General features: G+C 69.1%; 20 protein-coding genes, 2 tRNA genes and 1 riboswitch. Of the genes, 11 read left to right on the top strand and 11 right to left on the bottom strand.

Annotation, left to right across the window (positions count from 1 at the left end; all coding sequences use genetic code 11):
* Positions 1–69: 69 nt before the first annotated feature.
* The 6 genes from ACTWQN_RS36370 to ACTWQN_RS36345 all read right to left on the bottom strand — a co-directional run bounded on the left by ACTWQN_RS36370 (position 70) and on the right by ACTWQN_RS36345 (position 12,550).
* Positions 70–1,383: a lysine N(6)-hydroxylase/L-ornithine N(5)-oxygenase family protein gene (locus ACTWQN_RS36370; RefSeq protein WP_443208215.1), complete on the bottom strand. Its 1,314-nt coding sequence runs from the start codon at positions 1,381–1,383 to the stop codon at positions 70–72.
* A gap of 91 nt (positions 1,384–1,474) precedes the next feature.
* Positions 1,475–2,302 (bottom strand): siderophore-interacting protein, encoded by an 828-nt coding sequence (locus ACTWQN_RS36365; protein WP_443208214.1) that lies wholly within the window; start codon positions 2,300–2,302, stop codon positions 1,475–1,477.
* A gap of 118 nt (positions 2,303–2,420) precedes the next feature.
* Positions 2,421–3,815, bottom strand: a complete 1,395-nt coding sequence (locus tag ACTWQN_RS36360; protein ID WP_443208213.1) for an MDR family MFS transporter — start codon at positions 3,813–3,815, stop codon at positions 2,421–2,423.
* Positions 3,815–4,003 carry an MbtH family protein gene (locus tag ACTWQN_RS36355; RefSeq protein WP_443208212.1) on the bottom strand — a complete coding sequence of 63 codons (189 nt, stop codon included), beginning with the start codon at positions 4,001–4,003 and terminating at the stop codon, positions 3,815–3,817. The genes ACTWQN_RS36360 and ACTWQN_RS36355 overlap by 1 nt, the downstream gene beginning before the upstream one ends.
* 19 nt (positions 4,004–4,022) lie before the next feature.
* Positions 4,023–11,105, bottom strand: a complete 7,083-nt coding sequence (locus ACTWQN_RS36350) for a non-ribosomal peptide synthetase (protein ID WP_443208211.1) — start codon at positions 11,103–11,105, stop codon at positions 4,023–4,025.
* Between the two features lie 92 nt (positions 11,106–11,197).
* The gene (locus tag ACTWQN_RS36345; RefSeq protein ID WP_443208210.1) at positions 11,198–12,550 is read right to left on the bottom strand and encodes a GNAT family N-acetyltransferase; all 1,353 of its coding nucleotides are present in this window, start codon (positions 12,548–12,550) and stop codon (positions 11,198–11,200) included.
* A 297-nt stretch (positions 12,551–12,847) separates the two neighbouring features.
* Here ACTWQN_RS36345 and ACTWQN_RS36340 point away from each other — a divergent pair, with 297 nt between their 5' ends.
* A complete protein-coding gene (locus ACTWQN_RS36340; RefSeq protein ID WP_443208209.1) occupies positions 12,848–13,774 on the top strand; it encodes a hypothetical protein in 927 nt (308 codons plus the stop codon).
* Between the two features lie 12 nt (positions 13,775–13,786).
* Positions 13,787–14,230, top strand: a complete 444-nt coding sequence (locus tag ACTWQN_RS36335) for a hypothetical protein (protein WP_443208208.1) — start codon at positions 13,787–13,789, stop codon at positions 14,228–14,230.
* 366 nt (positions 14,231–14,596) lie between these two features.
* On the opposite strand, the gene tenA is transcribed toward ACTWQN_RS36335, so the two are convergent.
* From tenA to ACTWQN_RS36320, 3 genes are all read right to left on the bottom strand, one after another.
* On the bottom strand, positions 14,597–15,307 hold the full coding sequence (tenA, locus tag ACTWQN_RS36330; protein WP_443208207.1) for a thiaminase II: 711 nt from the start codon (positions 15,305–15,307) through the stop codon (positions 14,597–14,599).
* Between the two features lie 68 nt (positions 15,308–15,375).
* Positions 15,376–16,173 carry a bifunctional hydroxymethylpyrimidine kinase/phosphomethylpyrimidine kinase gene (gene thiD, locus ACTWQN_RS36325; protein WP_443208206.1) on the bottom strand — a complete coding sequence of 266 codons (798 nt, stop codon included), beginning with the start codon at positions 16,171–16,173 and terminating at the stop codon, positions 15,376–15,378.
* Positions 16,161–16,255, bottom strand: a riboswitch (TPP riboswitch). Its footprint overlaps the gene before it by 13 nt.
* A gap of 39 nt (positions 16,256–16,294) precedes the next feature.
* A complete protein-coding gene (locus ACTWQN_RS36320; protein ID WP_443208205.1) occupies positions 16,295–16,552 on the bottom strand; it encodes a hypothetical protein in 258 nt (85 codons plus the stop codon).
* A 170-nt stretch (positions 16,553–16,722) separates the two neighbouring features.
* Between ACTWQN_RS36320 and ACTWQN_RS36315 the strand changes: the two genes are divergently transcribed.
* The 5 genes from ACTWQN_RS36315 (at position 16,723) to ACTWQN_RS36295 (ending at position 20,406) form a co-directional block, all read left to right on the top strand.
* On the top strand, positions 16,723–17,460 hold the full coding sequence (locus ACTWQN_RS36315; protein ID WP_443208204.1) for a hypothetical protein: 738 nt from the start codon (positions 16,723–16,725) through the stop codon (positions 17,458–17,460).
* A gap of 228 nt (positions 17,461–17,688) precedes the next feature.
* Positions 17,689–17,826, top strand: coding sequence for a hypothetical protein (locus ACTWQN_RS36310; RefSeq protein ID WP_443208203.1), 138 nt, complete (start codon positions 17,689–17,691; stop codon positions 17,824–17,826).
* Positions 17,827–17,872: 46 nt separating this feature from the next.
* Positions 17,873–19,510 (top strand): AMP-binding protein, encoded by a 1,638-nt coding sequence (locus tag ACTWQN_RS36305; RefSeq protein ID WP_443208202.1) that lies wholly within the window; start codon positions 17,873–17,875, stop codon positions 19,508–19,510.
* 48 nt (positions 19,511–19,558) lie between these two features.
* Entirely contained in the window at positions 19,559–20,218 is a 660-nt protein-coding gene (gene orn, locus ACTWQN_RS36300) for an oligoribonuclease (protein ID WP_443208201.1), read from the top strand.
* Positions 20,219–20,330: 112 nt separating this feature from the next.
* A tRNA-His gene (locus ACTWQN_RS36295) sits at positions 20,331–20,406 on the top strand.
* A gap of 268 nt (positions 20,407–20,674) precedes the next feature.
* Here ACTWQN_RS36295 and ACTWQN_RS36290 read toward each other — a convergent pair.
* On the bottom strand, positions 20,675–21,796 hold the full coding sequence (locus ACTWQN_RS36290; RefSeq protein WP_443208200.1) for a L,D-transpeptidase: 1,122 nt from the start codon (positions 21,794–21,796) through the stop codon (positions 20,675–20,677).
* A gap of 369 nt (positions 21,797–22,165) precedes the next feature.
* Between ACTWQN_RS36290 and ACTWQN_RS36285 the strand changes: the two genes are divergently transcribed.
* Positions 22,166–22,238, top strand: a tRNA-Lys gene (locus tag ACTWQN_RS36285).
* A gap of 574 nt (positions 22,239–22,812) precedes the next feature.
* Positions 22,813–24,909 (top strand): putative bifunctional diguanylate cyclase/phosphodiesterase, encoded by a 2,097-nt coding sequence (locus tag ACTWQN_RS36280; RefSeq protein WP_443208199.1) that lies wholly within the window; start codon positions 22,813–22,815, stop codon positions 24,907–24,909.
* Positions 24,910–25,298: 389 nt separating this feature from the next.
* Here the strand turns inward: ACTWQN_RS36280 and ACTWQN_RS36275 are convergent, their stop codons facing one another.
* Positions 25,299–25,532 carry an HC3 family zinc finger protein gene (locus ACTWQN_RS36275; RefSeq protein WP_443208198.1) on the bottom strand — a complete coding sequence of 78 codons (234 nt, stop codon included), beginning with the start codon at positions 25,530–25,532 and terminating at the stop codon, positions 25,299–25,301.
* Positions 25,533–25,649: 117 nt separating this feature from the next.
* On the opposite strand from ACTWQN_RS36275, the gene ACTWQN_RS36270 reads away from it, so the two are divergent.
* On the top strand, positions 25,650–26,492 hold the full coding sequence (locus ACTWQN_RS36270; RefSeq protein ID WP_443208197.1) for a helix-turn-helix domain-containing protein: 843 nt from the start codon (positions 25,650–25,652) through the stop codon (positions 26,490–26,492).
* Complete coding sequence (locus ACTWQN_RS36265) at positions 26,489–26,728, top strand: DUF397 domain-containing protein (protein WP_443208196.1); 240 nt, start codon at positions 26,489–26,491, stop codon at positions 26,726–26,728. The genes ACTWQN_RS36270 and ACTWQN_RS36265 overlap by 4 nt, the downstream gene beginning before the upstream one ends.
* Positions 26,729–26,797: the final 69 nt, after the last annotated feature.

Below are 26,797 nucleotides of genomic sequence, written 5' to 3'. Positions count from 1 at the left end.
CGGACCTCGGGCAAGAGTGGCGCCGCCCACCCGCCGAAGGGTTCGGCTCGGTCGCCTCGGGTGGCCGGATCAGCTGCGGGTGAGGACGTAGTCGCGGGCGGGCCGGGCGACCCGGCGGCGGGCCAGGACGGAGTCGCGGATCTCGCCCGCGCGCACCGCGCCGTTGGACAGCAGCGACGAGGTCAGGCCGTGCGTGTGCTCGGTGCCGCCCTGCAGGTAGATGCCGCCCTGGAAGCCGCCGGTGGTGCGGACCCGGTAGTCGCGTTCGACCTGCGGTTGGCCGTGGTCGTCCCGCGCGCAGTGCCGGGCGGTCTCGCCGAGCAGCCGGAACGGGTCGCGGGGCCGACAGCCGGTCGCGTAGACGAGCACGTCGGACTCCAGCACCGACCGGTCGCCGGAGGGCAGGAACTCGACGGTCACCGCGACGCCGTCGGTGCGCGCCGCGACGTCGGTGACGCGGGAGGCGTTGAAGATCCGCAGCCGCTGCTTGCCCTGCACCTTCTCCTGGTATGCGCGGGCGTACAGCTGTTCGATGAGGTCGAGGTCGACGACCGAGTAGTTGGTGTTGCGGTGGTAGTCCAGCAGGCTCCGGCGCACCTCCGGGGACGCCGTGTAGAAGTCGTCCACCGCCTGCGGGTCGAAGATCCGGTTGGCGAACGGGCTGTCGTCGGCGGGGCTGAACCCGTACCGGCTGAACACCGAGCACACCTCGGCTTCGGGGAAGGTCCGGTGCAGGTATTCGGTGACTTCGGCGGCGCTCTGCCCGGCGCCGACCACGGTGCAGCGGCGCGGCGCGGCGGTCAGCTCGCCGACCCGGTGCAGCAGATCGAGGTTGTGCCACACCCGGTCCCCGAGCTGCGCACCGTCGGGCAGGCTCGCTTCCAACCCAACCGCGAGCACGATGTTGCGCGCCCGGTGCACCGTCAGTCGACCGCCGTGGCGCACCGCGACCTCGAAGTGGTCGCGGGTCGGGTGGACTTCGACGACTTCCGAGTCGTAGCGCACCGCGTCGGCGACGCGGGCCGCGGCCCACTCCAGGTAGTCGTGGTATTCGACGCGGGTCGGGAACATCGTCTTGTGGTTGATGAAGTCGACCAGCCGCTGCTTGTCGTGCAGATAGGCCAGGAACGAGAAGTCGCTGGCCGGGTTGCGCATGGTGACCAGGTCTTTGAGGAACGACACCTGCATGGTGGTGCCTTCGATGAGCATGCCCTGGTGCCAGCCGAAGGCCTCCTGCCGTTCGAAGAACACACCGTCGAGCCGGTCCGCTTCGGGCGCGGTGCCGTTGTGCTCCTCGATCGCGATGGCCAGCGCCAGGTTGGACGGCCCGAAACCGATCCCCAGGATGTCGTGGACTTCTTCGTCAACCGGTGCCGCAGACACGTTGTCCCCTCGCCTCGCCGGTGCCCGTTGCGCGGGCACGCCGATTTACCGGCGAAATCGGGGGATCTCGCCGGAGTCCGGACCGGTCCTGTCAGTCCCGGTCGTGGTTGTGCTTGTCGTGGTATTCCGTTTCGGCCATGCCGTATTTCCAGTAACCGATGGCGAGCACCGATTGCGCGTCCATGCCGCGATCGGTGCGCAGGTGGCGGCGGATCCCCCGGACCACGGTGGACTCCCCCGCGACCCAAGCCGAAACATCCACGCCCGACGGCATTTCCAGCTGCTGCACGGCGTCGATGAGTCGCCGCGAGCGACCGGCCGTCGCGCCGTCGCGGTGCAGCCACGTCCACCGCAGGTCCGGTGGGCTTTCGACGTGCTGCTGGTCCGCCGCGGCGCCGATCTCGACGAACACCTGGCCGCGCGCGGTCGGCGGCAGGCCTTCGACGATCGTGGCGATGGCGGGCAGCGCCGTCGCGTCGCCGACCAGCAGGTACCAGTCGGCTGCCCGGCAGGTCTTGCCGCCAGGCCCCATCACGCCTAGGTGGTCGCCGGGGCGAGCGCCCCGCGCCCAGTTGGCGGCCACGCCGTGTTCGCCGTGCAGCACGAAGTCCACGTCGAGTTCGCCGCGGGCCTCGTCGTAGCGGCGGACGGTGTAGGTGCGCATGGTCGGCCGCTCGGGTGGTTCGGGCCACCGGTAGCGGCCGGTCTCCTCGTCCAGCACCGGCAGCGCCGGTCGTTGTTGTCCCTGCTGCGGCACGAAGACCTTGATGTTCGGGCCGGTGTGCTCGTCGCGGAATCCCGCGAGCTCCGCGCCGCCCAAGGTGATCCGCCGCATCGACGGGCTCAGCTCAGCGGTGCGCAGGACCTGCAGGTCGCGCGCCGGGGGACGGCTGCGCCGGAGTCGGTCCGCAGTACCCATCGACCATGCGTTCCTTCCTGCTCCACCAACGATCACGCCAGTTAAGGCTAGCCTAACCATAGAAAGGGTCGGTTGTCTTCCCCGCGGTGGCTCAGATCTCTCGCGATCCCCACTGCGCTCACGAGCGTTGCGCCGCAGCGGGTTCCGGGCGCAGCACCGCGGAATCCTTGATGCGCAACGCAAGGATCACGCCGACCAGCGCGAACGCCGCCGACACCAGCATCGCGAGGTGGTAGGCGGCCAGCCCGCCGGTCCCGATCGCCGCGAGCACGCTGGCGGTTATCGCCACGCCCAGCGCGGAGCCGACCTGGCGCTGCACGTTGAACAGCGTGGCAGCTCCGCCGGTCGCCGACCCGCTGATCGTGGCGAACGCGACGACCTGCAGTTCGGCGGAGGCGGCGCCGACGAAGAACCCGGACGCCAGCTGCACGAGCGCGGCGTGCCACGCGTCCCCGGCGCCGATCGTGTTCATCAGCGCGAACGACACCGCGGCACCGAACATCGCGATCGCGATGACCAGCCGCGGCCCCCACCGCCGGTGCGCCCAGCCGACCAGCTGCGAGGCGATCATCAGCCCGATCGCCTTCGGCAACGTCACCAACCCGGTCTCCCACGCCGACGCACCCAAACCCGACTGGTACATCAGGGTGAAGCCGTAGAGCGTGCCGAGGAATCCGGCAACGCACACGAACAGGATCGCGCTCGCCCGCCGGAACGAGGCGTCGGCGAACAACCGCAGGTCGAGCATCGGCTGCGCGGCGCGCAACTGGGTGCGGACCAGCGCTGCCAGGCAACCGATTCCGGCCAGCCCGCAGGCCCAGAAGTGCGGCGAGCCGGGGCCGGTGTGCGCCACCGCCTCCAGGGCGTACATGACCAGTCCGACGCCCGGCGCGGCCAGCGCGAACCCGAGCAGGTCGAAGCGCTTCCCACCGGATTCGACGTGCTCGGCCAGCAACAGCGCGCCGAAAACCAGCGCGAGCAGACCGACCGGCACGTTCACGTAGAAACCCCACCGCCAGGTCAGGTTGTCCACGAAGAAACCGCCCAGCACCGGGCCGAGCGCGGGGGCCACCGCGGTCGGCAGGATCAGCACGCGGGACAGCCGGATCCGCTGCTCCGGCGGATACGCCCGGAACAGCATGGTCAGCGCGACCGGGCTCATCACGCCGCCACCGGCGCCCTGCAACACCCGCGCGAGGGTCAGCTGGGTCAGGTCCCCGGCCAGTCCGCACAGCGCCGATGCGGCGACGAAAGCCCCGAAGGCGGCGAGGAAAACCCGCTTGGTGCCGAACCGGTCGCCCAGCCAGCCCGACACCGGGATGCAAACCGCCAGGCTGACCAGGTAGCCGACGTTGACCGCCGAGGTGGCGCTGGGCGGCACGGCGAACTCGGCGCCGATCGCGGGCAGCGCCACGTTGACGATCGTGGCGTCCATGCCGTTCATGAACATCGCCGCGACGTAGCAGACGCACACCGCGACCTGCGCGGGTACCGCGCGGCGAACCGCCGCCATCAGCGCGCTGGTCGCATGTCGGTCCAGTTCACCTCGATGTGGTCCACGCAGGATTCCCGGTCGGCGGGGCCGTGCGCGACGGTCCACCCGGCGGGCACCGCGATCGCGGCGGGCCACAGGGAGTACTGGTCCTGCTCGTTGATCAGCGCGTAGTACGCCGCGTCGGGGTCTTCGAACGGGTTGGTCATGCTGCTGCTCCTCCAACGTTCACGGTGCCTCGCGTAGCTGCCGGTCGACGATCGCGGCGATCTCGGCGAGCGGGCCGCGTTGCGTCATGTCCTTGTGCTCGCAGGCGATGTCGTGGTTGTGCACGGTGCCGTCGACGTAGGGCCGCCACAGCTGCGCGGTCAGCGACGCCTTGGCGGGGTTGACCGTGGCGGTGAAGAACAGCACGTCGCCCCGGTACTTGTCGTGGTCGGCCTGGTTCTCCAGCACCGCGCAGTTGGCGAAGTTGTCGATGACCGCGGTGATGGTGTGCGGTTCGAGGTTGGCCAGCGCGCTGCCCTCGGCCGACAGGATCGCCATCACCTCGGCGCGGCCCAGCGGCCCGTTGTCCAGCGGCCCGTTGTCCAGTTCCGAGAGGTCGTAACCGGCCATGTAGAGCAGCGCCTTGAGCGCTTCCGCTTCGGTCGGCAGTTCGTCCCAGACGTCCTTCGGGTAGGAGTCGAGCATGCACAGCAGCCGCACTTCTTCGCCCTGCGCTTGCAGGTGCGTGCTCATCTCGTGCGCGACGACGCCGCCGAAGGACCAGCCGAGGAAGTGGTACGGCCCGTGCGGCTGCACCTGCCGGATGTGCGCCAGGTATTCGGCGGCCATCTCCGACAGGCTGGCCGCCACCGGCTTCGGCTCGGCCAACCCCCGGGACTGGATGCCGTAGATCGGCCGCTCGGCGTCGATGTGCCCCAGCAGTCCGGAGAACGGCCAGGCCAGCCCGGCGGCCGGGTGCACGCAGAACAGCGGTGGTTCGCTGCCTTCGGTGCGCAGCGGCAGCAGGATCTCCAGCGCGTCCCGCGAACCCCCCTGCGAACTCCTCCGCGAATCCCCACTGCGCAGCCGCTCCGCTAGACCGGCCACGGTCGGCGCGGCGAACAGGCTGCCGACGTTGAGCCGCACCCCCAACGCGTCCCGGACCCGGCCGATCAGCTTGGCCGCCAGCAGCGAATGCCCGCCCAGGTCGAAGAAACCGTCGTGCACCCCGACCCGAGGCAGCCCGAGCACCTCCGCGAACAGTCCACAGAGGATTTCTTCGGTGGGGTTGCGCGGCACGGTGCCGCCGACGGCTTCGCCGAGGTCCGGTGCGGGCAGCGCCCGGCGGTCGAGTTTCCCGTTGGGCAGCAACGGCAAGGCGTCGACGAACACGATGGCCGCGGGCACCATGTGATCCGGCAGCGACTCGCCGACGTGCCGCCGCAGCGCCGCGCTGTCACCACCGCCGACCACGTAACCCACCAGGCGCTTGTCACCGGGGGTGTCCTCGCGCACCACGGCCGCGACCTGCGCGACATCGGGATGCCGCGCCAGCACCGCTTCGACCTCGCCGAGCTCGATGCGGAAGCCGCGGATCTTCACCTGGTCGTCGGCTCGCCCGGCGAAGTCCAGCACCCCGTCGGTTCGCCAGCGCACCAGATCTCCGGTGCGGTACATCCGGGAGCCGGGCGGCCCGAACGGGTCCGCGACGAACCGCTCGGCGGTCAGCCCCGGCCGGTTCAAGTAGCCGCGGGCCAACCCGAGCCCGGCGACGTGCAGTTCGCCGACCACGCCGGGCGGGGTGGGTTGCAGCGCCTGGTCCAGCACGTAGAGCCGAGTTCCCGGGTCGGGCACGCCGATCGGGACCGAGGTTCCGACGGCGTCCGGATCGCAGTCCCCCGGATCGCAGTCCCACAGCGTCGAGTTGACGGTCGCTTCGGTCGGCCCGTAGCAGTTGAGCATCCGGCGGTCCCGCGCCCACCGCAGCACCAGCTCGGAGGGCACCTTCTCGGCCCCGCACAGCAGGGTCGCGCCCGGCGGCAGCTCGGTGTCGGGCGGGAACATGCCCATCATCGACGGCCCGATGGCCAGGTGCGTGACGCGGTGCCGACGGGCGTACTCGGCCAGCGGCTCGCCGGGCACCCGCCGATCCGAGGGCACCACGACGAGCGTGCCGCCGCTGAGCAACCCCATGCAGATCTCCCAGAACGCCACGTCGAAGCTGGGCGAGGCGAACTGCAGCACCCGGCTGTCGGCCGTGATGCCGACCCGCTGGGTCTGGGTGGCCAGCAGTTTGGCGATGCCCCGGTGCGGCACGACGACGCCCTTGGGCGTGCCGGTCGATCCGGACGTGTAGATGACGTATGCCGCGTCGTCCAGCTGCGGCTGCGCCACCGAAACCGCAGCACTCGGGCTGTCGTAGCAGCTCACCAGGGTCACCGGCAGGTCGGCGCGCGGATCGTCGGTGAGCACCAGGCGGGGCTTGGCGTCGTCGACCATGTGCCGCAGCCGTTCCACCGGGTACTCCGGGTCCAGCGCCAGGTACGCCGCACCGGCGGTCATCACCGCGAGCAGGCCGACGATCAGCTCGGTTGATCGCGGCAGCAGCACGCCGACGATGTCACCCGGCCCGACGCCGTGTTCGGCCAGCAGCCGCGCCTGTGCGGTCACGCGCCGGTCGAGCTCGCGGTAGGTCAGCTCGGTGTCTTCGAAGATCAACGCGGGTTCGTCCGGCCGCTGCGCGGCGATCCGGGCGAACAGTTCGGGGAAGGTGCCGCCGGGTGCCGGTTCGCCGACGGCGTCACCCCAGGCCAGCACCTGCTGCCGCGCCTCGGCGCCCAACACGTCCAGGCGGCTGATCGGCGTGTGCGGCTCGACGGCCGCCGCGGTGAGCAGCCGGACGAACCGCGCGGCCAGGTCCTCGACGGTGTGCCGGGAGAACAGGTCGGTGCTGAACTGCACCAGTCCGTCGACTCCGCCGTCGGCGCGTTCGTCGAGGCTGAACGCCAGGTCGAACTTGGCCGCCCCGGCGGACACGGTGTCCACTGTGGTCCGAAGTCCGGGCAGCTCCGCCGGGACGGCCTCGGCGGCGCCCCAGTACGCGAGCATCACCTGGAACAGCGGGTGCCGGGACAGCGATCGGGCGGGGCCCAGCACCTCGGCCAACCGCTCGAAGGGCAGGTCGGCGTTCTCGAAGGCGGCCAGGTCGACGTGGCGCACCCGGTCGACGAGTTCGGCGAACCCGGGTTCCCCCGAGGTGTCGGTGCGCAGCACGAGGCTGTTGACGAAGAACCCGACCAGATCGTCGAGCGCGTCGTCACCGCGACCGGCCACCGGCGTGCCGATCGGGATGTCGGTACCGGCGCCCATTCGGGTCAGCAGCGCCGCCAGCCCGGCCTGCAGCACCATGAACACGGTGGCCTGGCGCTCCCCGGCCAGCCGCCGAAGCCGCTGGTGCAACGCCTGGTCGAGCTCGAACCGCACCGAGTCGCCCTGGTGGCTGGACACCGCTGGGCGCGGGAAGTCGGTGGGCAGCTCCAGCTGATCCGGCAGGTCGGCCAAGGCCTGCCGCCAGAACTCCAGCTGCCGCGCCCCCAGGCCGGTCGGATCGGACTCGGCGCCGAGCAGTTCCCGCTGCCAGAGCGCGTAATCCACGTACTGCACCGGAAGTTCGTCCCAATCCGGGGCCGTACCGGTCAGGCGCGCGGCGTAGGCGGCCGAGAGGTCCCGCACCAGTGGCCGCGTCGACCACTCGTCACCGGCCACGTGGTGCAGCAGCACCAGCAGCAGGTGTTCGTCGCCGGTCTGGAACAGCGTGGTCCGGATCGGCGGTTCCTGCGCCAGGTCGAACCCCCGCCGGACCGCCGCGGCCAGTTCGTCGTCCACATTGGACGACCGCACGACCGGCAACTCCGGCAGCACGTCGAGCACCTGCTGGCGGGGTTCGCCCAGCGCGTCCGGGAACACCGTGCGCAGGCTCTCGTGCCTGCGCAACACGTCGCCGATGGCGGCGCGCAACGCCGCCACGTCCAGTTCACCGGACATCCGCAGCACCAGCGGCAGGTTGTAGGTGGCGCTCGGGCCTTCCAGCCGGTTCAGGAACCACAGGCGCTGCTGCCCGAACGAGAGCGGGATCGGCTCGGGCCGCACCATCGGCCGCACACCGGCTCGCGAACTCCGCTGCGCGCGGGCGTCGAGCTGTTCGGCCAGGCCAGCGACGGTCGGATGGTCGAAGAGGCTGCGGATGCCCAGGTCGACGCCCAGGTCGGCTCGCACCCGGGCCAGCAGCCGAGCGGCCAGCAGGGAATGGCCGCCGAGTTCGAAGAACCCGTCGTCGATGCCGACCTCGGGCACCCCGAGCACCTCGGCGAACAACCGGCACAGCGCCGCCTCGACGGCGTTGCGGGGCTCGCGACCACCGGCGTCCGCGCTGAACTCCGGGGCGGGCAGCGCACGGCTGTCGAGCTTTCCGTTGGCGGTCAACGGGATCGCATCGACCGGCACGAACGCCGAGGGCACCATGTAAGTCGGCAGCCGGTCGGCCAGGTGCGCCCGCAACTCGCCTGGCTGCGCGGCACCGACGGTGTAGCCGACGAGGCGCCGGTCGCCGGGCTGGTCCTCGCGCACCACGACGGCGGCCTGCCGGACCTGCGGGTGCGCGGCCAGGTGCGCTTCGATCTCGCCGAGCTCGATGCGGAACCCGCGCACCTTGACCTGCTGGTCGGCGCGCCCGATGAACTCGATGCCGCCATCCGGCCGCCACCGGCCCAGATCGCCGGAGCGGTACATCCGGGTCCCGGGCGCGCCGTGCGGATCGGCCACGAAGCGCTGCGCGGTCAGCCCGCGCTGCCCTAGGTAGCCGCGGGCAAGGCCCTCCCCGGCCACGTACAGCTCCCCCACCACGCCCGGCGGCACCGGCTCCAGCTGCCCGTCCAGCAGGTAGACCCGCAGGTCGGGAATGCCGCGGCCGATCAGGCTGCCGTCGCGGCGGGCGACCAGCTCGCGGTCGAGCTCCACATAGGACACGTGCACGGTGGTCTCGGTGATCCCGTACATGTTGATCAGCTTCGGCGACCGCGGATGCCGGGCGTACCAGTCGTCCAGTCTGGACAACTCCAGCGCCTCACCGCCGAAGATCACGTAGCGCAGCGCCAGTTCGGTGCCGGGTTCCTCCCGGTCGGCCTGGCTGAGCTGGTAGAACGCCGAGGGCGTCTGGTTGAGCACGGTCACCCGCTCGCGGGCGAGCAACCGCAGGAACTGCCGTGGCGACCGGCTGACCTCGTGCGAGACCACCACCAACCGGCCGCCGTGCAGCAGCGCGCCCCACAGCTCCCACACCGAGAAGTCGAACGCGTAGGAGTGGAACAACGTCCACACGTCGTCACCGCCGAAGCCGAACCACTGGTCGGTGGCGCTGAACAACCGGACCACGTTGTGGTGCGGGATCGACACGCCCTTGGGCTGCCCGGTCGATCCGGAGGTGTAGATGACGTACGCGGCGTGCTCGGCGGTCAGCGGGCCCCGCTCACCGGGCTTGGGATCCTGCTGCGAATGCCGGGAGATCTCCCCGATCGCCCTCGGATCGTCCAGCAAGATCCGGGTGATCCCGTCCGGCAGCCGGGCCGCGTGCTCGTTGTCGCTGATCAGCACGCTCGGCTGGGCATCGGCGAGCACGTGGCGAATGCGCTGCGCCGGATGCCCCGGATCAAGCGGCAGGTATGCGGCACCGGCCTTGAGCACCGCAAGCAGCGCCACCACCAGCTCCGTCGAACGCGGCAGCGCCAGCGCGACCAGCTGTTCCGGGCCGACGCCGTGGTCGATCAGGTGGTGGGCGAGCTGGTTGGCCCGCGCGTTGAGCTCGCCGTAGGTGAGCTGCTGCGCGCCGAAGGTGACGGCGACGGAATCCGGTGTCCGGGCGGCCTGTTCTTCGAACAGCTGCGGCAGCGTCGCCGCCGAGGGCTCCGACACCGCGCCGATCGGCGCGTTCCACTCGTGCAGGATCCGGTCGCGTTCCTCCGGCGACAGCAGTTCGATGCGCCCAACCGGGGTGTTCCCGGGGCAGTCGCCGAAGGCCGCGAGGAACCGCAGGAACCGTTCGCGGTGCGCGGCCAGCTCGGCTTCGCCGTAGCGCTCGGGGTTGGCGTCGAACTCGAACCGCAGCTCGTCGCCGCTGGAGTACACCGCGACGGTCAGGTCGTCCACCGGCCCGGCGGCGAGGTTGTGCACGCTGGCCGCGGCGTCGCCGAAGTGCAGGTCGTAGTCGAAGGACTTGATGTTGATCATCGGTCCGAACAGCGGCCGGTCCGAGCCCAGCAGCTTGAGGTCCCGCCGAAGGTCCTCGCTGCGGTAGCGCTGGTGCTTGCGCAGCTGCCGCACGGCCTTGGCCACCTGCGAAATCAGTTCGGTGCGCGTGGTCGTGGCGGTGACCTGAAGCCGCAGCGGCAGCACGTTGACGACCATGCCGGGCACCCGCAGCGATGCCGACCCGAGCCGCCCCATCACCGGCAGCCCGAGCACCACGTCCGCCGCCCCGGTCATCCGGTGCAGGTAGGCGGCGAGGGCGGCGATGACCGCATCCGACCAGATCGTGCGGCCGAGCCGCGCGGCGGCGGCGAGCTCAGCGGTGGCACCGAAGGTGTCGGTCTGCCGCCGGAAGGTGTGCGCGCTGCGGCGCGAACTGCCGGTCAGCGACACGACATCCGGGTGATCGGCGAACCGCTCCCGCCAGAATTCCGCGTCCTGGTCGAACTTCGGCGACTCCCGGTAGTCCCGCTCCTCGGCCAGCAGCGAGCGCAGCGAGCCGAACGGCGACGGCCCGGCGTCCGCCGCGTTGTAGAGCTCGGCGACCCGTCGGATGATGATCGAGAAGCCGTACCCGTCGATGGCCACGTGGTGGATCCGCTGGTACCACCACCAGCGCTGATCGTCGAGCTTGCACAGCGCCGCGGTCCACAACCGGCCGCCCTCGGCAAGGCAACGCGTGAGGTCCACCGGTTCGCGCAGGTCGGCGCGCATCCAGGCGAGCGCCTGCGCTTCGGGATCGGCCGCCTGCGAGCAGTCGAGCACCGGCAGTTCGAACTCGGCGACCTCGTCGATGGCCTGGCGCGGTTCGGTGCCGTCGTCGACGACCCGCATCCGCAATACCTCGGCCTCGCCGACCACCTGGCGCAGCGCCGATTCGAACCGCGCGGGGTTGACCGGTCCGTGGATCTCGACGTACTCGGCGGTGTTGAAGATCGGATTCGCCTGGTCGAGCTGCTGCGCGAACCAGATTCCCGACTGCGCGGCAGCGAGGGCCGCCGTCTCGTCAGCACACCCCGGCATCGTTCTCCCCACGATCAACAACGCAAGTAAGGCTTACCTTAGTTTGCATTGGATCAGGAGTACAGCCGATCAGGGCGCTGGCGGACGTGGCACTACTCACCCGAGACGGCCCGCTGGAACACCATCAGAGCGGAGTTCTTGTTCGGCAACCCCACTTCGGCCACCTGCGCGAACCCGGCCTTGCCGAACGCGGCCACCGAAGCTCCATTGTGGACATCCGGCTCGGCGACCACCCGCCGACAGGCCGGATCGGCCGCCAGCAACCCCTGCGCCACGGCGTGCAGCAGCGCCGAACCGAGCCCGCACCCGATCGCGTCGAGTTCACCGATGGCGATGTGCACGCCCAGGTCGTGCGGGTGGTGGGAGTAGCAGTGCGCCAGTTTGTCGCGCCGCACCCGGTACAGCTCGACATAACCGACATCCCGCCCTTCGAACCCCGCGATGCACGGCACCGAACGCCGCCCGGCGAGCTGACCGGCCAACTCGTCCCGCCACCGCGCCAGCGGCCAGGCCTGGCCCCAGTTGACCGCGACGTGCTCGTGGTTCATCCAGCGGTGCACCAGCGCGACATCCGGGCCTCCGTCGGCCCCGGCGACCCGAACCGGCCGCACCGACCAGCCTGCCCCCAAAACCGGGATCGGCACACCCGGTACGTCCGGAACGTCCGACCGCAGCGGATTGCGCACCTCGAACGGCACGGCCCGCACCCCGATCTCGCCGGTCGCCGCGCGATACCGCAGCCCGGAGCCGTTGAGCGCGGCGAGATCGGTCAGCGTCGGACTGGTCAGCCAGTGCCGGACCAGCCGCTGCGCCTGCGGATGCGCCTCGGCGACGGCACCCAACCGATCCGCCAGTTCGACCAGCAGGTCCCCCTCGTGCACGACACCCCGCCGCCCCAGCAATCCGATCACCGCCAGCGGCCCGCGAGTCAGCAGCTTGGCGGTCGCGGCCGCGACATCATCGCCGCCGGATCCCAGCACCCCGGGCAGCAACCGGCTCTCGACGTGCGCGGACAACCAGCGCCGCGCCTCCGCCGCGTCGGAAACCGACCGGGCCACCGCGACGAGATCCTCAGGCAGGGCGAGCGGATCGATCTCGCGGCGCGGCAACGCGTGCGTCAGCCAGTCCAGCAACGAACCCGCGGCGGCCGAATTGATCGGCGCGTCGGGCAGCGCGCGGGCGCGCGCATCGGCCGAGCAGGCGGCGGCGAGCAACGCGGATTCGACCACCTCGACCCGCGCCCCCGTCGCGTCGAGCACGTGGATCGGACCGAATCCGTGCGCTCCGGTCGGCGAGTCGTAGACGACGTCAACACCCAACCGAAGCGACCCGATGGTCAATCGCAACGGCCCCTCGGTCACCGGAGTGTGCGTCTCGGCCAGCCAGCGCCGCAGCAGCACCGATGCCCGCTGCTGCGCCTGCCCGGCAAGGTCGGCACTGGACACGCCGCACTCCCTCGATCACACAAGTCCGTGAGCGGAGCCTAACCTAACCATTCGATCTGATGACTGTGGCTCACCCCACCACCGGACCGCCGTGCACGGACAGCTCGCACCCGGACCAATCGAGCACTGTGGACAGCCTCGGGACACCATCACGGAACGCTAATCAAGATGTGGATCGCCTGAAGATCATTACCTGATCCGGTGATGATCGTTGTTTTCCGCTGGGCGAGCTCCCACCATCCCCCCTACTCTCCGAGCTATCGAGTCGGCCCCACCCGCCCGGAGAGGAGTTCACCAATGGAAGACGCTGATGCCGTTGTGCCGCTCCGGCCGGGATTCGACATCCAGGTCCGCGGTTTCAACCGCAACCAGGTCATCGACCACATCGAACTGCTGGAGGACCAGCTGAGGCTGGTCAGCATCGACCGCAACGAGGCCGCCCAGCTCAACACCGATCTCCGCAAGCTCTGCGACGACACCCGCCGGGGTCTGGACGCCGCCGAGCAGCGGCTCAAGCGCATCGAGAGCTCCGACACCGGACTGCCAGCGGCCTCCCAGCGGGTGCAGAACATGCTCTCGATCGCCGAGGAAGAAGTGCAGAACCTGCGCGAACAGGCAAAACGACAGGCCGAGATCCTCCGGGGCAGCGCCGAGACCGAGGCGCGCGAGCTGCTCGGCCAAGCCCAGCGGGCCGCCGGCGAGCTGCGCGACGAGTGCGGCGAACTGATCGCCGACGTCGAGGAGCGGCGCGCCCGGCTGCACCGCGAGCACGACCAGAAGGCCAGCGAACTGCGCTCCCGGGAACGCCGACTGCGGCAGAACATCCGCAACGAGTACAAGCGGACCATGGAGATGGCGCAGGAGGAGGCCAACGAGCTGATCGCCGAGACGCAGCGGCAGTGCGGCCGGTGGGACACCGAGTCCGAGCAGCTGCGGTCCGAGGTGCTGGAGGAGATCCGCGTCAACCAGCTCCGGCTGGAGGAGATGCGCGAATCCGTGCTGTCCGCAATGGACAGAGCCCGGCAGATGCTCGAAGACTCCGCGACGGCCCTCCGCGACCAGCAGCAGCGAACGGGACAGGCCGAACTGCCGATCGAGGACGAGGTGGAGCCGCCGATGCGACTGCCCGAACAGCGCGACGACGTGCAGACCTTCACCATTCCCATCGAGCGGCAGCACACCAACGGCACCGCCCCGAAACCCGGCCCCGCGCGGCAGAACTGATCGGAGCACCTCGTGGATCTGCTCGTGCTGATGTTCGTGACCGGATTCGCCGTGGCCACGTTGATCTTCTGGCCCCTGCTGCACCGCGCCAACCGGCGCCTCGCCGAAACCGGGGTGTCCGAATCTTCGACCACGCCGAATGGCAAGCACGCCCTGCGGCCTGCGGCGCTGCGGAACCCGGCGACGCCGAAGGTCATCCCCCGCCGACCGACCAGCACCGAAGATCAGCCCACGCCGAGTGAATCCAAGGCCGAGTCCGAGGTGCAGGCCGAACCGGAGCAGGTCGAACCGGAGGAGCAGGTCGAGTCGGTGCGGGTCGCGCCGCAGCAGCGATCGGCGGAACCGATCGAGATGCCGGTGCTGCCCACCGACCTGTTCGAGAAGCACTTCGAGGCCAAGTTCAACCGGTCCCGCCAGCGGCTCGCCAAGCTGCGCAGCGAGATCAACAAGAACTGATTCGCCCCGTTGGCCGCAGGCTCGCCGCGATCACTCGTCGTCACCGGCGGATTGCTGCCGCTGCTTGCGGCGATCCGCCATGTAGAACGGCGCCGCCGCGAGTATCGGCACCAACATGCCCGTCAGCACGATCAGCAGAGAAGTGCCCACAGCCGCCTGAAACTCCGTCCACGGTGGGAAGATTCCTCGCCCGGACGGGCGTCTCGCTGAGAGAATCGCCGCACGGCGCTGATCGTTAGCGCAACCCAATGTGCGCCCAGTCACACCGCGTCGGCCCAGTCACACCGCGCCAGCCCCGTCACACCGCGTCGACCCCAGTCACATCGCGTCGGAGTTTCTTCCTGCCCCGACAACGGGTTTCGACGGCTAGTTCACCCAGCGCGCGGTGGGCCACGGCTCCTTGATCCAGGCGCTGTTCCAGAACAGCCACTCGTACTCGGTCGCGCGGGTGAACGCTTCGAGCATTCGCTCCCGCATCTCGTCATCGACGCTGCCCGCGACCCGGTCGGTGAGGTCGCGGGCGGCCAGCACCGCTTCGGCGAACTCGTCGTCGGCGTAGGTCTCGATCCACGCCCGGTAGGGGTGGCCTTCGGCGCCGCCGGTGGCCGCCAGGATCGTGGTGCCGACGTGCTGGTACACCCAGAAGCACGGCAGCAGCGCCGCCAACAGCACCGGGTAGGGCTCGGTCAACGCGGTCGCCCGCAGGTACGAGGTGTATGCCAGGCACGACGGCGAGGTGTCGATCCCGGCGATCTCGGCATCGGAGAGGCCGAACTCCGCGACGTACCCGGCGTGCAGCCGACGCTCCTCGATCAACGCGCCCTGCGACGCACCGGCCAGGAACGCGGCGTCCTCGGCGTCCTCGGCCCGCGTCGCGGCCGCCGCCAGGGCCTGCGCGAAACCGACCAGGTAGCGCGCGTCCTGCACGATGTAGAAGGCGAAGCGGTCCCGATCCAGCGTGCCGTCGGTGAGCGCGGCGTTGAACGGGTGCTCGACGATCGCCTGCTGCAGATCGACGGTGTGCGCCCAGGCCCGGGCGCAGAAACCATCAGCGGGCGGTGCGGCCAGCTTGCTCATCAGAACCTCTCGTTGGTCGTCGAAGCGATTTCCGCGCTGCGGGCCGGCAGATCCGGCGCGCCCGCCGCTCACCACCAGTGGTGGAAGTGGTGCACCGGGCCGTGGCCGTGGCCGACGTCCAGCCGATCGGACGCGCGCAGCGCCTCGGTCAGGTACTCCTTGGCTTCGCGCACCGCTTCGAGCCAGTCCGCGCGCTGCGGGCGCAGCGCGGCGATCGCGGCCGACAGCGTGCAACCGGTGCCGTGGTCATTGGTGGTCGCCACCCGCTCGCTGGCGAGGAACTCGGCGATCCCGTCGCCGTAGAGCAGGTCCACACTGGACTGCCCGTCGAGGTGGCCGCCCTTGAGCAGCACCTGCTTGGCACCCAGCCCGGCCAGCCGCTCGGCCTGCGCGGGCATGCCGTCGGGATCGGTGATCTCCGGCTCGCCCAGCAGGTCGGCGGCCTCCGGCAGGTTCGGCGTGATCAGATCGACCCGCGGCAGCAGCTCGTCGCGCAGCACGGCGACCGCCTCCGGCGCCAGCAGCCGATCGCCGCTCTTGGCCACCATGACCGGGTCCAGCACCACGTGCGGCGGCGCGTAGCGGTCGAGGACCCCGATGACCGCGCGGATCACCTCCGCGTTGGCCAGCATGCCGATCTTGACCGCGTCCACCCGCACGTCGTCGAGCAGCGTGACCAGCTGGGCGGTGACGAACTCCGGCGGGACCTCGTGCACCTCGGAAACCCCGGTGGTGGTCTGCGCCACCAGCGCGGTGATCACGGACATGCCGTAGGCGCCGTGCGCGGAGAAGGTCTTCAGGTCGGCTTGCACACCGGCACCACCGCTGGGATCGGTGCCCGCGATGGTCAGCACATTGGGAACCATGACGTCCCTCCGCTAGTACGAGCTAGGTCAGGTTCAACGGGTCTGTTCTCAGCCCGGCAGCCGGGCACCCCGCGTCACTCGCACCAACCTAACAACCGCAGGCGATCCAGGGCCATGCCCATCAATCGATCAATCCCACCACCGCGCCCGCGGTCAGCACCTCACCGGCCCGGACCTGGTGCCACAGGGTGCCGGTGGCCAAGGCCGAAACCCAACCGATCCGGCGGCCGAAACGGTCGTCGGCCACCCGGACCTCCGCCAACCGGTCGCCGACGTGCACCTGGCTGCCGTCCGCGGCCAGCCAGCAGACCAGCACCCCGCGCGCCGGAGGGCAGCCGGTCGGCTGCCGCCCCAGAGCCGGGAAATTCAACTCGGTCATCCCCGCCCCCTCGATGATCGCCCCAGCATTGCGCCAGGTGCCGCCGACGACAAGACCATTCGGCCGCAGCACCACCCCGATGGCGCAACGGGACAGCGATCGAATTCACACCGTGAAGACGCCCACTGGCAGCGAAGGTGAGCCTTCCTCGCGGACTAAGCTGGATTGCGATGGAAACCACTACCGATGCCCCCGGCTCCGCCCGTTCCCGTCGGCGACCGCGGCCCGAGGATCCCGCCCGCATCTGGGCCCCGCTGGCGAGCCTGACCGAAGCCGCCGTCGCGGCCGCCGGATCCGGGACCGTGGCGATCACCCGCGGGTTCGACCGCAACAGCAGGCAGCGCGCCAAGGCGCTGCGCGAGCTGCTGGGCCAGCGGGGCGTCGCGGCGATCGAGGTGACGCCAGCGCCGGGCAGCGACCGGCTGTTGGCCGACGCCCAGATCACCGCCGTGGTCAACCTGATCGGCGCCGGTTCGTGGCAGCCCTACCGGCTGGCCGCGAAGCTGCGCGCCCCGGTGCTGACGCCGAAACCCGGCGACCGCCCGGCCGAGGACGTCCAGCGCGATGTGATCGCCCTGGCCGGGGAAACGGGCCAGCGCGACGTCGCCATCTCGCACGTCGCCATCCGCTCCGAGGACCCCGCGGCCAGTCGGCTGACGCTGAGCTACCGGGGCGAGCAGCTCGCGGTTCCCGGCGGCTGGTTGACCGTCGAGTTGCGCGACGGTCAACTGCTGATCCAGGTCGGCGGCGTCAACTTCGCGGAGCAGACGATTACCACCGACCAGCTCCGGGTGGAGGCCTTCGACGCGCCGCACCGGCTGGTACGCGACGAGCTGCCGATCGCCGACTTCGAAGGCGCGGTCACCTTCACCGCAGAACCAGCAGGCCTGCGCATCTGTCCAGTCTGAGGCTCCGTTGCGGCGCGGCCGCGACATGATGCACCCTTGATGTGATCTAGACCATTTCTGGTGACCGATCCGGTGAAACGTCGTCACAGGTCTCCCGCCAGCCCGTCCCTCGATCAACACTGCGCGCGGGAGACAAGCGCGCGGACTGCACCAGGGAGGCTGGGAATCGTGGAGCCCACCAAGCAGTGGCACGTGAGCTGCCGCGATGTCGCAGGCAGACGTAGGGACATGTCGGTATTCGTCAACCAGGGCAGTGTGGTGGTCGTCGCGCCGCCCGGCGAAACAGCGGTGTTGTCCCCGTTGGAGGTCGGCAGACTGCGCGCGGCCCTGCGCGACGCGGTTGTGCAGGCCGCCGCGCAGGAATGAACTGGTCGGGAGCGGGCCGCTTCCGCGCCCCCGACCGGATCCGGAGGTGAGCACCTTGAGGCAACGGTTGGTGGCGCTGCTGGGGCGCGTGATACCGCCGCTGCACACCACGTTCGTACTGGTCAAGCAGGGGGTCATCGGCCCGGTCCGGCCGGACAAACTGCTGCGCATCGTGCTGGCCTGGCGCCGCTGGGGCCTCACCCCGCCGCTGGCCTTCGCCGTCGGCGCGGTGCGCCACCCCGACCGCCCCGCAGTGATCGACGAGCGCGCCGCGCTCAGCTATGCCGAGGTTTCGCAGCGCACCACCCGGCTGGCGGGCGGCCTGCGCAATCGCATCCCCCACGGCACCCGGATCGCGGCGCTGTGCCGCAACCACCACGGGCTGCTCGAAACGACCGTCGCCGCCGCCAAGATCGGCGTCGACGTGGTGCTGCTCAACACCGGTCTGAGCACCAAGCAGCTCACCGACGTGCTCGCCGCACAGCGGGTCGGGCTACTGGTGCTGGACGCCGAATTCCGCGACCGCCTGGCCGACCTGCCCGAAGACCTCGACGTCGTGCTGGCGTGGACCGACGGCGCCACCCGGCACACCACGCTGGAACACCTCATCGCCACCTCCCCGGCCCGGCAGCTGCCCCGGCCGACCCGGCATTCCCGGATGATCGTGTTGACCTCCGGCACCACCGGAACTCCCAAGGGCGCCCGCCGCCCCGACCCGCCGGGCCTGGCACCGGCCGCGGCGATCCTGTCCCGCGTGCCGCTGCGCAGCGGAGAACGGATGCTGATCAGCGCGCCGCTGTTCCACACCTGGGGACTCGCCGCCTTCCAGCTCGGCTCCGTGCTCGGCGCGACGCTGGTGCTGCGCCACAAATTCGACCCCGAACAGGCGCTGGCCGCGGTGCAACGCCACCGGTGCACGTCGATGTTCGCGGTGCCGGTGATGCTGCAACGCATCCTTGAACTCCCCGCGCGGACCCGAGCCGTGTACGACCACAGCTCGCTGCGCATCGTGGCGATCAGCGGTTCGGCGCTGCCAGCCGAGCTGGCCACCCGGTTCCGGCGCGCCTTCGGACCGGTGCTGTACAACCTCTACGGATCCACCGAGGTGTCGTGGGTGAGCATCGCCACGCCGCACGATCTGCGCGCCGCCCCCGGCACGGCGGGCCGACCGCCGCGCGGCACCACCGTGCGCATCCTCGACGACAACGGCGCCCCGGTGCGGCGCGGCACGACCGGACGGATCTTCGCGGGCAACGAAATGCTCTTCGAGGGCTACACCAACGGCAGCAACCGGGAGACCCGCGACGGCCTGATGTCCACCGGTGACCTGGGGCGCGTCGACGCCGCCGGTCGGTTGTTCGTCGTCGGCCGGGAGGACGACATGATCGTCTCCGGCGGCGAGAACGTCTACCCCAAGGAGACCGAGGACGCCATCTCCCGCGTGCCGGAGGTGTCCGAGGCGGCCGTCATCGGCGTCGACGACGCCGAGTTCGGGCAGCGCCTCGCGGCCTTCGTGGTGCTGCGCGAGGACGCCGAACTGGACGCCGAGCAGCTGCGCGAGCGGGTGCGCGGGCAGCTGTCGAAATTCGCCATGCCCCGCGATGTGGTGTTCCTCGACGAGCTGCCGCGCAACGCCACCGGCAAGGTCGTGCCGCGCGAGCTGCTGGACCGCCTGGACCGCTGACCGGCCTGGCTGCGCGAGCACGCTCCGCAGCGCGTTAGGCTGCCTCGGGTGAACGACCGTCTAGTGTGGATCGACTGCGAAATGACCGGTCTCGATCTCGGCAAGGACGCACTGATCGAGATCGCCGCCCTGGTCACCGATGCCGACCTGAACATCCTCGGCGAAGGCGTGGACATCGTCATCCACGCCGACGACGAGACGCTCGCCGCGATGCCCGACGTGGTGCGCGAGATGCACGACCGCTCCGGACTCACCGATGAGGTGCGCCGCTCCACGGTGGCCCTCGCGGACGCCGAGCAGCGGGTGCTGGAGTACGTCCGCCAGTACGTGCCCGAGGGCCGCTCCGCCCCGCTGGCCGGTAACTCCATCGCCACCGACCGCGGGTTCATCTCCCGCGACATGCCTCGGCTGGACGCCCACCTGCACTACCGGATGGTCGACGTGTCCTCCATCAAGGAGCTGTGCCGCCGCTGGTACCCGCGCATCTACTACGCCCAGCCGGAGAAGGGCCTCGCGCACCGCGCCCTGGCCGACATCCGGGAGTCCATCCGCGAGCTGGCCTACTACCGGCGCACCGCGTTCGTCCCGCGGCCCGGGCCCACCAGCGAGCAGGCGCAGGCGGTGGCCGCCGAGCTGCTCAACGGCGATGGCGGCGGTGCCGAGCAGGCCCGCGAACAGTCCGAGCAACATCCGGAATCCGGCCGCTGACCAGCGCGGCCCGGGATAGAAGGAGCCGGTGGGAAACCGGGTGGCAGCGCACGCTACGATGTGAACATCGCTTGCAGCGGCGGCCCTAATGGGTCAGTCCGAAGCGGCCATGGTGGGTGTAGCTCAGTCGGTAGAGCACTGGGTTGTGGTCCCAGGTGTCGCGGGTTCGAATCCCGTCACTCACCCCATGGGAAAGGCCCCGTTCCAACAGAACGGGGCCTTTCCTGTTTCTTTGTTCTTGTCTTTGAAGCGGCGCCAGCCGCTTAGCCCACCTGAGCAACCGGCACCGCCGCGGGTTCTCAGACTCTGCCCACTGGCGTTCTCTGCGAGGACAGCCACGACGTGGTGTATCGGCATACATGATGTCGGGGATCCCGGAGCCGAGACGGCGTCTGAGGTTCCGCCACCCGCACCGCAACGCAAAAGCAGTTCGAAGACAGGCCCTCGGTCATCAGACTATTTGTTGCCTTGCGCCCATTGGTCCCATGGGACCTGCCAGTCGCCGAATCCGTCCCAGGAACGCAGGTTCGGCCCGCCGGAATTGGTGATTTCCACGACATCGCCCTTCTTCACCAAGTCGAAGATCCACTTGGCGTCGGCGTCGCTCATGTTGATGCAGCCGTGGCTGACGTTGCGCCGTCCCTGATCACCCACCGACCAGGGGGCGGCGTGCAGGAACTCGCCACCGTTGGAGATCCGGACCGCCCACTCCACCTCGGTGACGTAGCCGCCCGCCTCGACCGGCAGGCCGTAGGTGGAGGAGTCCATCACCTTCTTGGGGTGGTGCTCGGTGACCACGTGCACGCCGTTGTTGGACGGGAAAGACGGTTTGCCCAGGGAAACCGGCATGGTCCGCAGCAGTTGGCCGTTCTTCTCGATGGTCATCTGGTGGCTGGCCCCGTCGGCCTTCAGCACCACCGCGTCGCCGATGGTGATGGTGGCCGTGCGGTCCTCCTGGCCCCAGCTCCCGTTGCCGAGGTCCCTGCCGTACACGTCGATGTTGATCGACACCTTGGTGCCCGGCTTCCAGTACTCCTTCGGCCGCCAGTGCACCTCGCGGCTGTTGAACCAGTAGAACGCGCCCTCCACGGCCGGTTCGGTCTGGATCTTGATCGCTTCCTCGGCTCGCGCTTTGTCCGGCGCCGGGGCGTCGCCGCTGAAGTAGAACGCCAGGGGCTGGCCGATGCCGACGGTCTGGCCGTCCAGCGGATTCATCGACACGTAGCTCTGGTTCTCGGGTGAGACCGTGCTGAAGGTGGACTGCTGGGTGATGGCTGGTCCGCTCGCCCCCTGCGCTGTCACGGCCAGCGTGTAGGTCTTGCCGTAACCGAGCTTCCCGTTGGCGGTCCAGCTGGCCCCGTCCGGTGCGATGGTGCCGCCCAGCTGTTCGCCTTCCGAATTGTTCAACACCGCGTTGACGATCTTGCCGTTCACCGCGGTCGCGGTGAACGGCCCGACCGGTGAAACATCCTTGGCGCCGTTGCCCGGCGCCAACTCCAGGGTCGGAGCGGGTGGCGCCTCGTCGACCGCCGAAGGAGCCGAGGCGCCACCGCTACAACCAGCGACGAGCAACGCCACCAAACCTAAGATCAACATCGTCAGCAGCCGTGAAACCCTCACGGGAATACCGACCGGATTACGCAACTCCCTCATTGGCAACAGTCCGTCCGCTCTGATGCGCCGCTACGCCTGTGAACAGTGTGCAGCAATGCCCCGACGGTGAGTGAAGGGACCGGCTGTTCACACACGGTGATCCACCCAGGCGGACCACCCTCTGCTGAGACGCAGCGCCCCACCCCGAGGTTGCTTCCGCCGGACGAGCAACCCCGAGGCCCGGCGTAGACCGACCCCCTGTTCAAGACCCGCTCCGGAGGCGTGCTAATGTTTTCGACGTCGCCAGGGAGACCGGAACGGTAAACGCGCCGATCAAAACTGGTTGACCGACCAGCGCCAATAGCTCAACTGGCAGAGCAGCTGACTCTTAATCAGCGGGTTCGGGGTTCGAGTCCCTGTTGGCGCACAAAGCCCCAGGCGAAAAGCCTGGGGCTTTCGCATTTCCAGGCTCGTGGAGATCAACGTCACGAGAACTGCACACTTTCATTCCTCGCACGCGTCAAGCGCCTGCCGAATCCGGCGGTTCGTATTGCGTGGATCGAGCCACTGCCCGTTCCAACTGGGAAACAACGGACCGCCTCCGGCTGCCTCCTTCAGTTCCGTCCACATTGGAAGCGACCGCTGAGGCACACCGAGCAGGAGATCCGCGGCGCCGTCCTGCGCGAGCAACTCCCCCAGCCGCACCCCAGTCGCGAGCATCGCCCGCACCAAGTCCGGGAGCTGCCGCCACAGCTTCACCCGTTCCCCGACCGCCGCCCCTGCTTATCTACTGTCTTCGCCGCGGCCAACTGCTCCAATCCCGCCACCTCCAGGATCTACTTCGGCCGGACTAACCGGTTGCGTGCGTTCGGAGCACGCAGGCGCAATACTAGGACCCGTGTTCTCCAGGGCTTCTCGACCAGCGTTCTCGACGTTAGCCGAAGGACCATCGTGGGGTAGTTCGCGTGTTGCTCGAAGGTGTTACCTGGGGTGTTCGCGTTATGCAGAAGCAACCTGACGCCGGGGCCGGAGGCCATCACCTGGGGATCGCGCGGTTGCAGTCGGAGACCGAGGCTCGGCTGGGTCTGCTGGCCGCGGGCATGCGGGAGTACGCGATCGTCGTTCTCGATGCGGGAGGTCGCGTGGCCAGCTGGGATGACGGGGCCGAACACGTCCTGGGCTATCGGGGCGAGGAGATCATCGGTTCACATGTCTCGGTGCTCGTCCCGGCGGAGCAGGCCGCTGCCGACCACGTGGAGTGGCAGCTGGCTCGGGCCGCCGAGGCCGGTCGCCTCGTCGACGAGGGCTGGTATCGGCGGCGGGACGGCACCCGCTTCTGGGCGCATACGGTGCTCATGACGCGTCGATCCGCGGATGGCAGCGTGTGCGGTTTTCTCCAGGTCCTGCGCGATGAGACCGAAGCCGGTGTCCGCCAGCAGCGGTCGAGTCGGCGGTTCAGCGACTTGTTCGACCTCACCCCTGCCGGGATCGCGCTGTTCGACGAGGCCGGGCATGTGCTGGATGCCAACGAGGCGCTGTGCGGTCTGCTGGGCTATCGGATGCATGAAGTGAGCGCCATGCCCGCTCTGGGGTTGCTGCACCCGAACGACCGGGAGACCAACCTCGTCGGCGACGCGGCAGCATCACGTGCGGGGCTGAACCAGCCGCAGGTGCAGCAGCGGGTACTGCTGCGCTCGGATGGCCGCTCCGTGACCTGCGAGGTGCGCACTACGTCCTCCGTGGCCGACGACGGAAGCCGGTTCTGGCTCGTGGTCTTCCAGGACATCACTGAGCGGCAACGGCACGCCGAGACGCTGCGTTATCAGGCCACCCACGACGAGCTGACCGGGCTGCTCAACCGCACCGGCCTCAACGAGGTGCTCGACACCGAGCTGCACGGCGGGGCCGAGCGGGTCGCCGTGCTCTTCTGCGACCTGGACAACTTCAAACGCGTGAACGACGCGCTTGGCCACGAGGCCGGCGACGAACTGCTCACCGCCGTGGCACGGCGCCTGACGAACGCGCTGCCGCCCGGGTGCACCCCGGCCCGGCTCTCCGGCGACGAATACCTGATCATTTGTTCGGACGTCGAGACTGTCGGTGGCCTGGAGTCCTTCACCACGTGGGTGGCTGAGCTGCTGCGCACGACCGTGCCGCTACGCGGCCAACTGGTCGCCGTGTCGGCTTCGATCGGAGCCTCGATGCTCGATCCGGATACCCCAGGAACGAACCTGCTGCGCTATGCCGATACGGCGATGTTCCAGGCCAAGAGCCGAGGACCCGGGCGCATCTCGCTGGCCGATCCCGCTTTGATCGGCACCCGGGAAGGGCAGCTTGGTCTGGAAGAGCAGCTGCGCGATGCCATTAAAAGCGACTCCTTGAGCCTGCATTATCAGCCGATTCTGGACCGCGCCGGTTCCGTGGCGATGGCCGAGGCACTGGTGCGCTGGTCGCACCCGGAGCGCGGGCTGCTCACCCCCGCGGTCATCCTGCCCGTGGCTGAGCAAGGAGACCTCCTACGTGCGCTGGATCGGTGGGTCCTGCGCACCGCCCTGAGCGAGGCCACCAGCTGGCCCGCCCCGAACGGGCGCCCGGTATCCGTCGCCGTCAACCTGTCCGATCTGCTGCCGCACGATCCGGAATTCATCGACGAGATCACCGCAGCCATCACCGAGGCCGGGATCCACAGTGATCGCGTGGTCCTGGAAATGGTCGAGACATCCCTGGTCGATCTGCCCGCACGCCCCCGCGAGGCCATGATCGAACTGACCGAACGGGGAGTGCGCTTCGCCCTCGACGACTTCGGCACCGGCTACTCCTCGCTGGCCCGCCTCAAAGACCTGCCCACCCAGATCATCAAACTGGACCGCCAGTTCGTCACCGGCGTGGAGACCGATCCCGCCGACGTCGCCATCGCCCAAGCCATGATCGTCATGGGCCACGCCATGGGCCGCAGCTGCGTGGCCGAAGGCGTCGAAACCACCGGCCAGTTCCACGCCCTCGACAACCTCGGCATCGACCTCTTCCAAGGCTGGCTGTTCTCACACCCCCTTTCCGCCCCAGAACTGCGCACCTTCCTCAGCTCGCAGCAGCCATAGCAAGCAACACGCGACACCGAGACCTACCTTGTGACGCCACCAACTCCGGTGTCACCGTCACGCGAGATGTTGAAGTTCTGGACTCTCAGCAGCTGATTCACGCAGTTCCTCCTGCACTCTTGACGATGGTGAGACTGCGCGGGCCGGACGAACTCATCGGCCGGACCGGCCAATCATTGGTGACACCGACCACACCGGGAGGTGCCGGAAGGCAGCGAACCAATCGGTCAAAACGCAAATGCCGGTGACCGGGCGCGGGCGGGAGGGGTCAAGGTCGCGCCCGGCCACCGGGGAGGACCGCTGCGGGGATGTGTCGGGGGCGTTTCCGCCGCAACGGCCCGGTCTTGGGGGATGTCTGGGTGAGGGGCACCCGTGACCCAGTTACTTGGTCACGGGTGCCCCTCACCTCGGTCCGAAGGTGCGGCGAGGAGGTGCCAGCAGCGCATGCAGGAGTCCTCGCGGATCCAGTCCAGCTCCGTGCGGTCGTGCAGCTCGCCCGCGTCCGCCTCCGCGCCGCAGAACGCCCGCACCAGCTCCCCCGACGGAACTTTCCTTGCCGCGACGGGGAAAGCGTGCCGACCACCGGTGACCGGACGCCAGATGTAGGTCAAGTACTCACCCACGGCTGCTCTCCCCTGATCTTCCGTCGATGATTAGAGCCTGCCGTGATCAATGCAAGTCTTGCAAGATCCACGATTGGATGTATCGAAGGCGCTGCTGAACAGCCGTAAGGTGTTCCCGTGTCCAACACACCGAGAGCTCGCGCCCTAGCCAAGGAACTCCGTGCCGCGCGGAACGAACTCGGCCTCTCGATGAAGCTCGTCGGGAAGCAGCTGGGCTGGTCCGAGGCGAAGGTCAGCCGAGTCGAGAACGCCAAGCAGGGCATCACCGAGTCCGACGTTTCGGCGATCCTCGCCGTCCTGCGCGTGACGGGAACAGATCGCGAGCGCCTGCTGAAGATGGCCCGCGAGATCGATCAGCCCGCGTGGTGGGAACTCGGCCGCGAACTTCCACAACAGCTGACCGCGCTCATCGACGCGGAACAGCGTGCTACGCGGATCACTCACGTGGCACTGAACATGATCCCTGGCCTGCTGCAAACAAGGGCTTACACGCGTCAGATCATGGAAGCCGGTGGGCTTCCACTGGACGAGCTGGAGGATCACGTTTCAATCCGCCAAGTCCGGCAAGGGATTTTGACCAGACGAGATCCCGTTGCACTGGACTCGTACATCGATGAGACTGCCCTGCTGCGTCCGGTGGGCGGGCCACGTGTGATGGCTGAACAGCTCCGTCAGGTCGTTTCGGCCAGCGAGGAACCGAACGTGACAATTCGGGTCCTTCCTCTTGAACTCGGTGCGCATGCATGTCTCAGCGGAACTTTCGTGATCTACGAGTTCGTGAAGTCACGGCCTGTGGTCTATCTGGAAGGGCGTAGTTCGGGAGCCTTCATCGACGCGCCGGAGGACGTGGGCCTGTTCTGGGATGCGCTGAAGCATCTGGAAACCCAAGCCTCGAATTCGCCCGCTTCACAGGAGATACTGGACAAGTACGTGAAGCGGTACGAGAGCGAGGCGCAATGACCGCCGAGTTATTCGGTTGGCGCAAGTCCAGTTACAGCGGCGTTCAGGGGGACTGCGTCGAAGTTGGCTGGTCCAAGTCCTCCTACAGCGGCAGCCAGTCCGAGTGCGTTGAAGTGGGGGCATTACCGGACGCTGTTGGGGTTCGGGACTCGAAGGATCGGGGCGGTGGGACGTTGGTGTTCCGGCGCGCGCAGTGGGTTGCGTTCGTCGCCGAGCTGCGGGATTCCCGCCGCTGACCCCAATCAGGTGAGGAGTGAAGGGCACCTTTGACCGAGTAAGCCGGTCGAAGGTGCCCTTCACCCAGT

The organism is Saccharopolyspora antiqui (assembly GCF_052246905.1).
GTDB lineage: Bacteria > Actinomycetota > Actinomycetes > Mycobacteriales > Pseudonocardiaceae > Saccharopolyspora.
The sequence above is the reverse complement of the archived record's forward strand: the minus strand, read 5'-3'. Positions and strand labels throughout refer to the sequence as shown.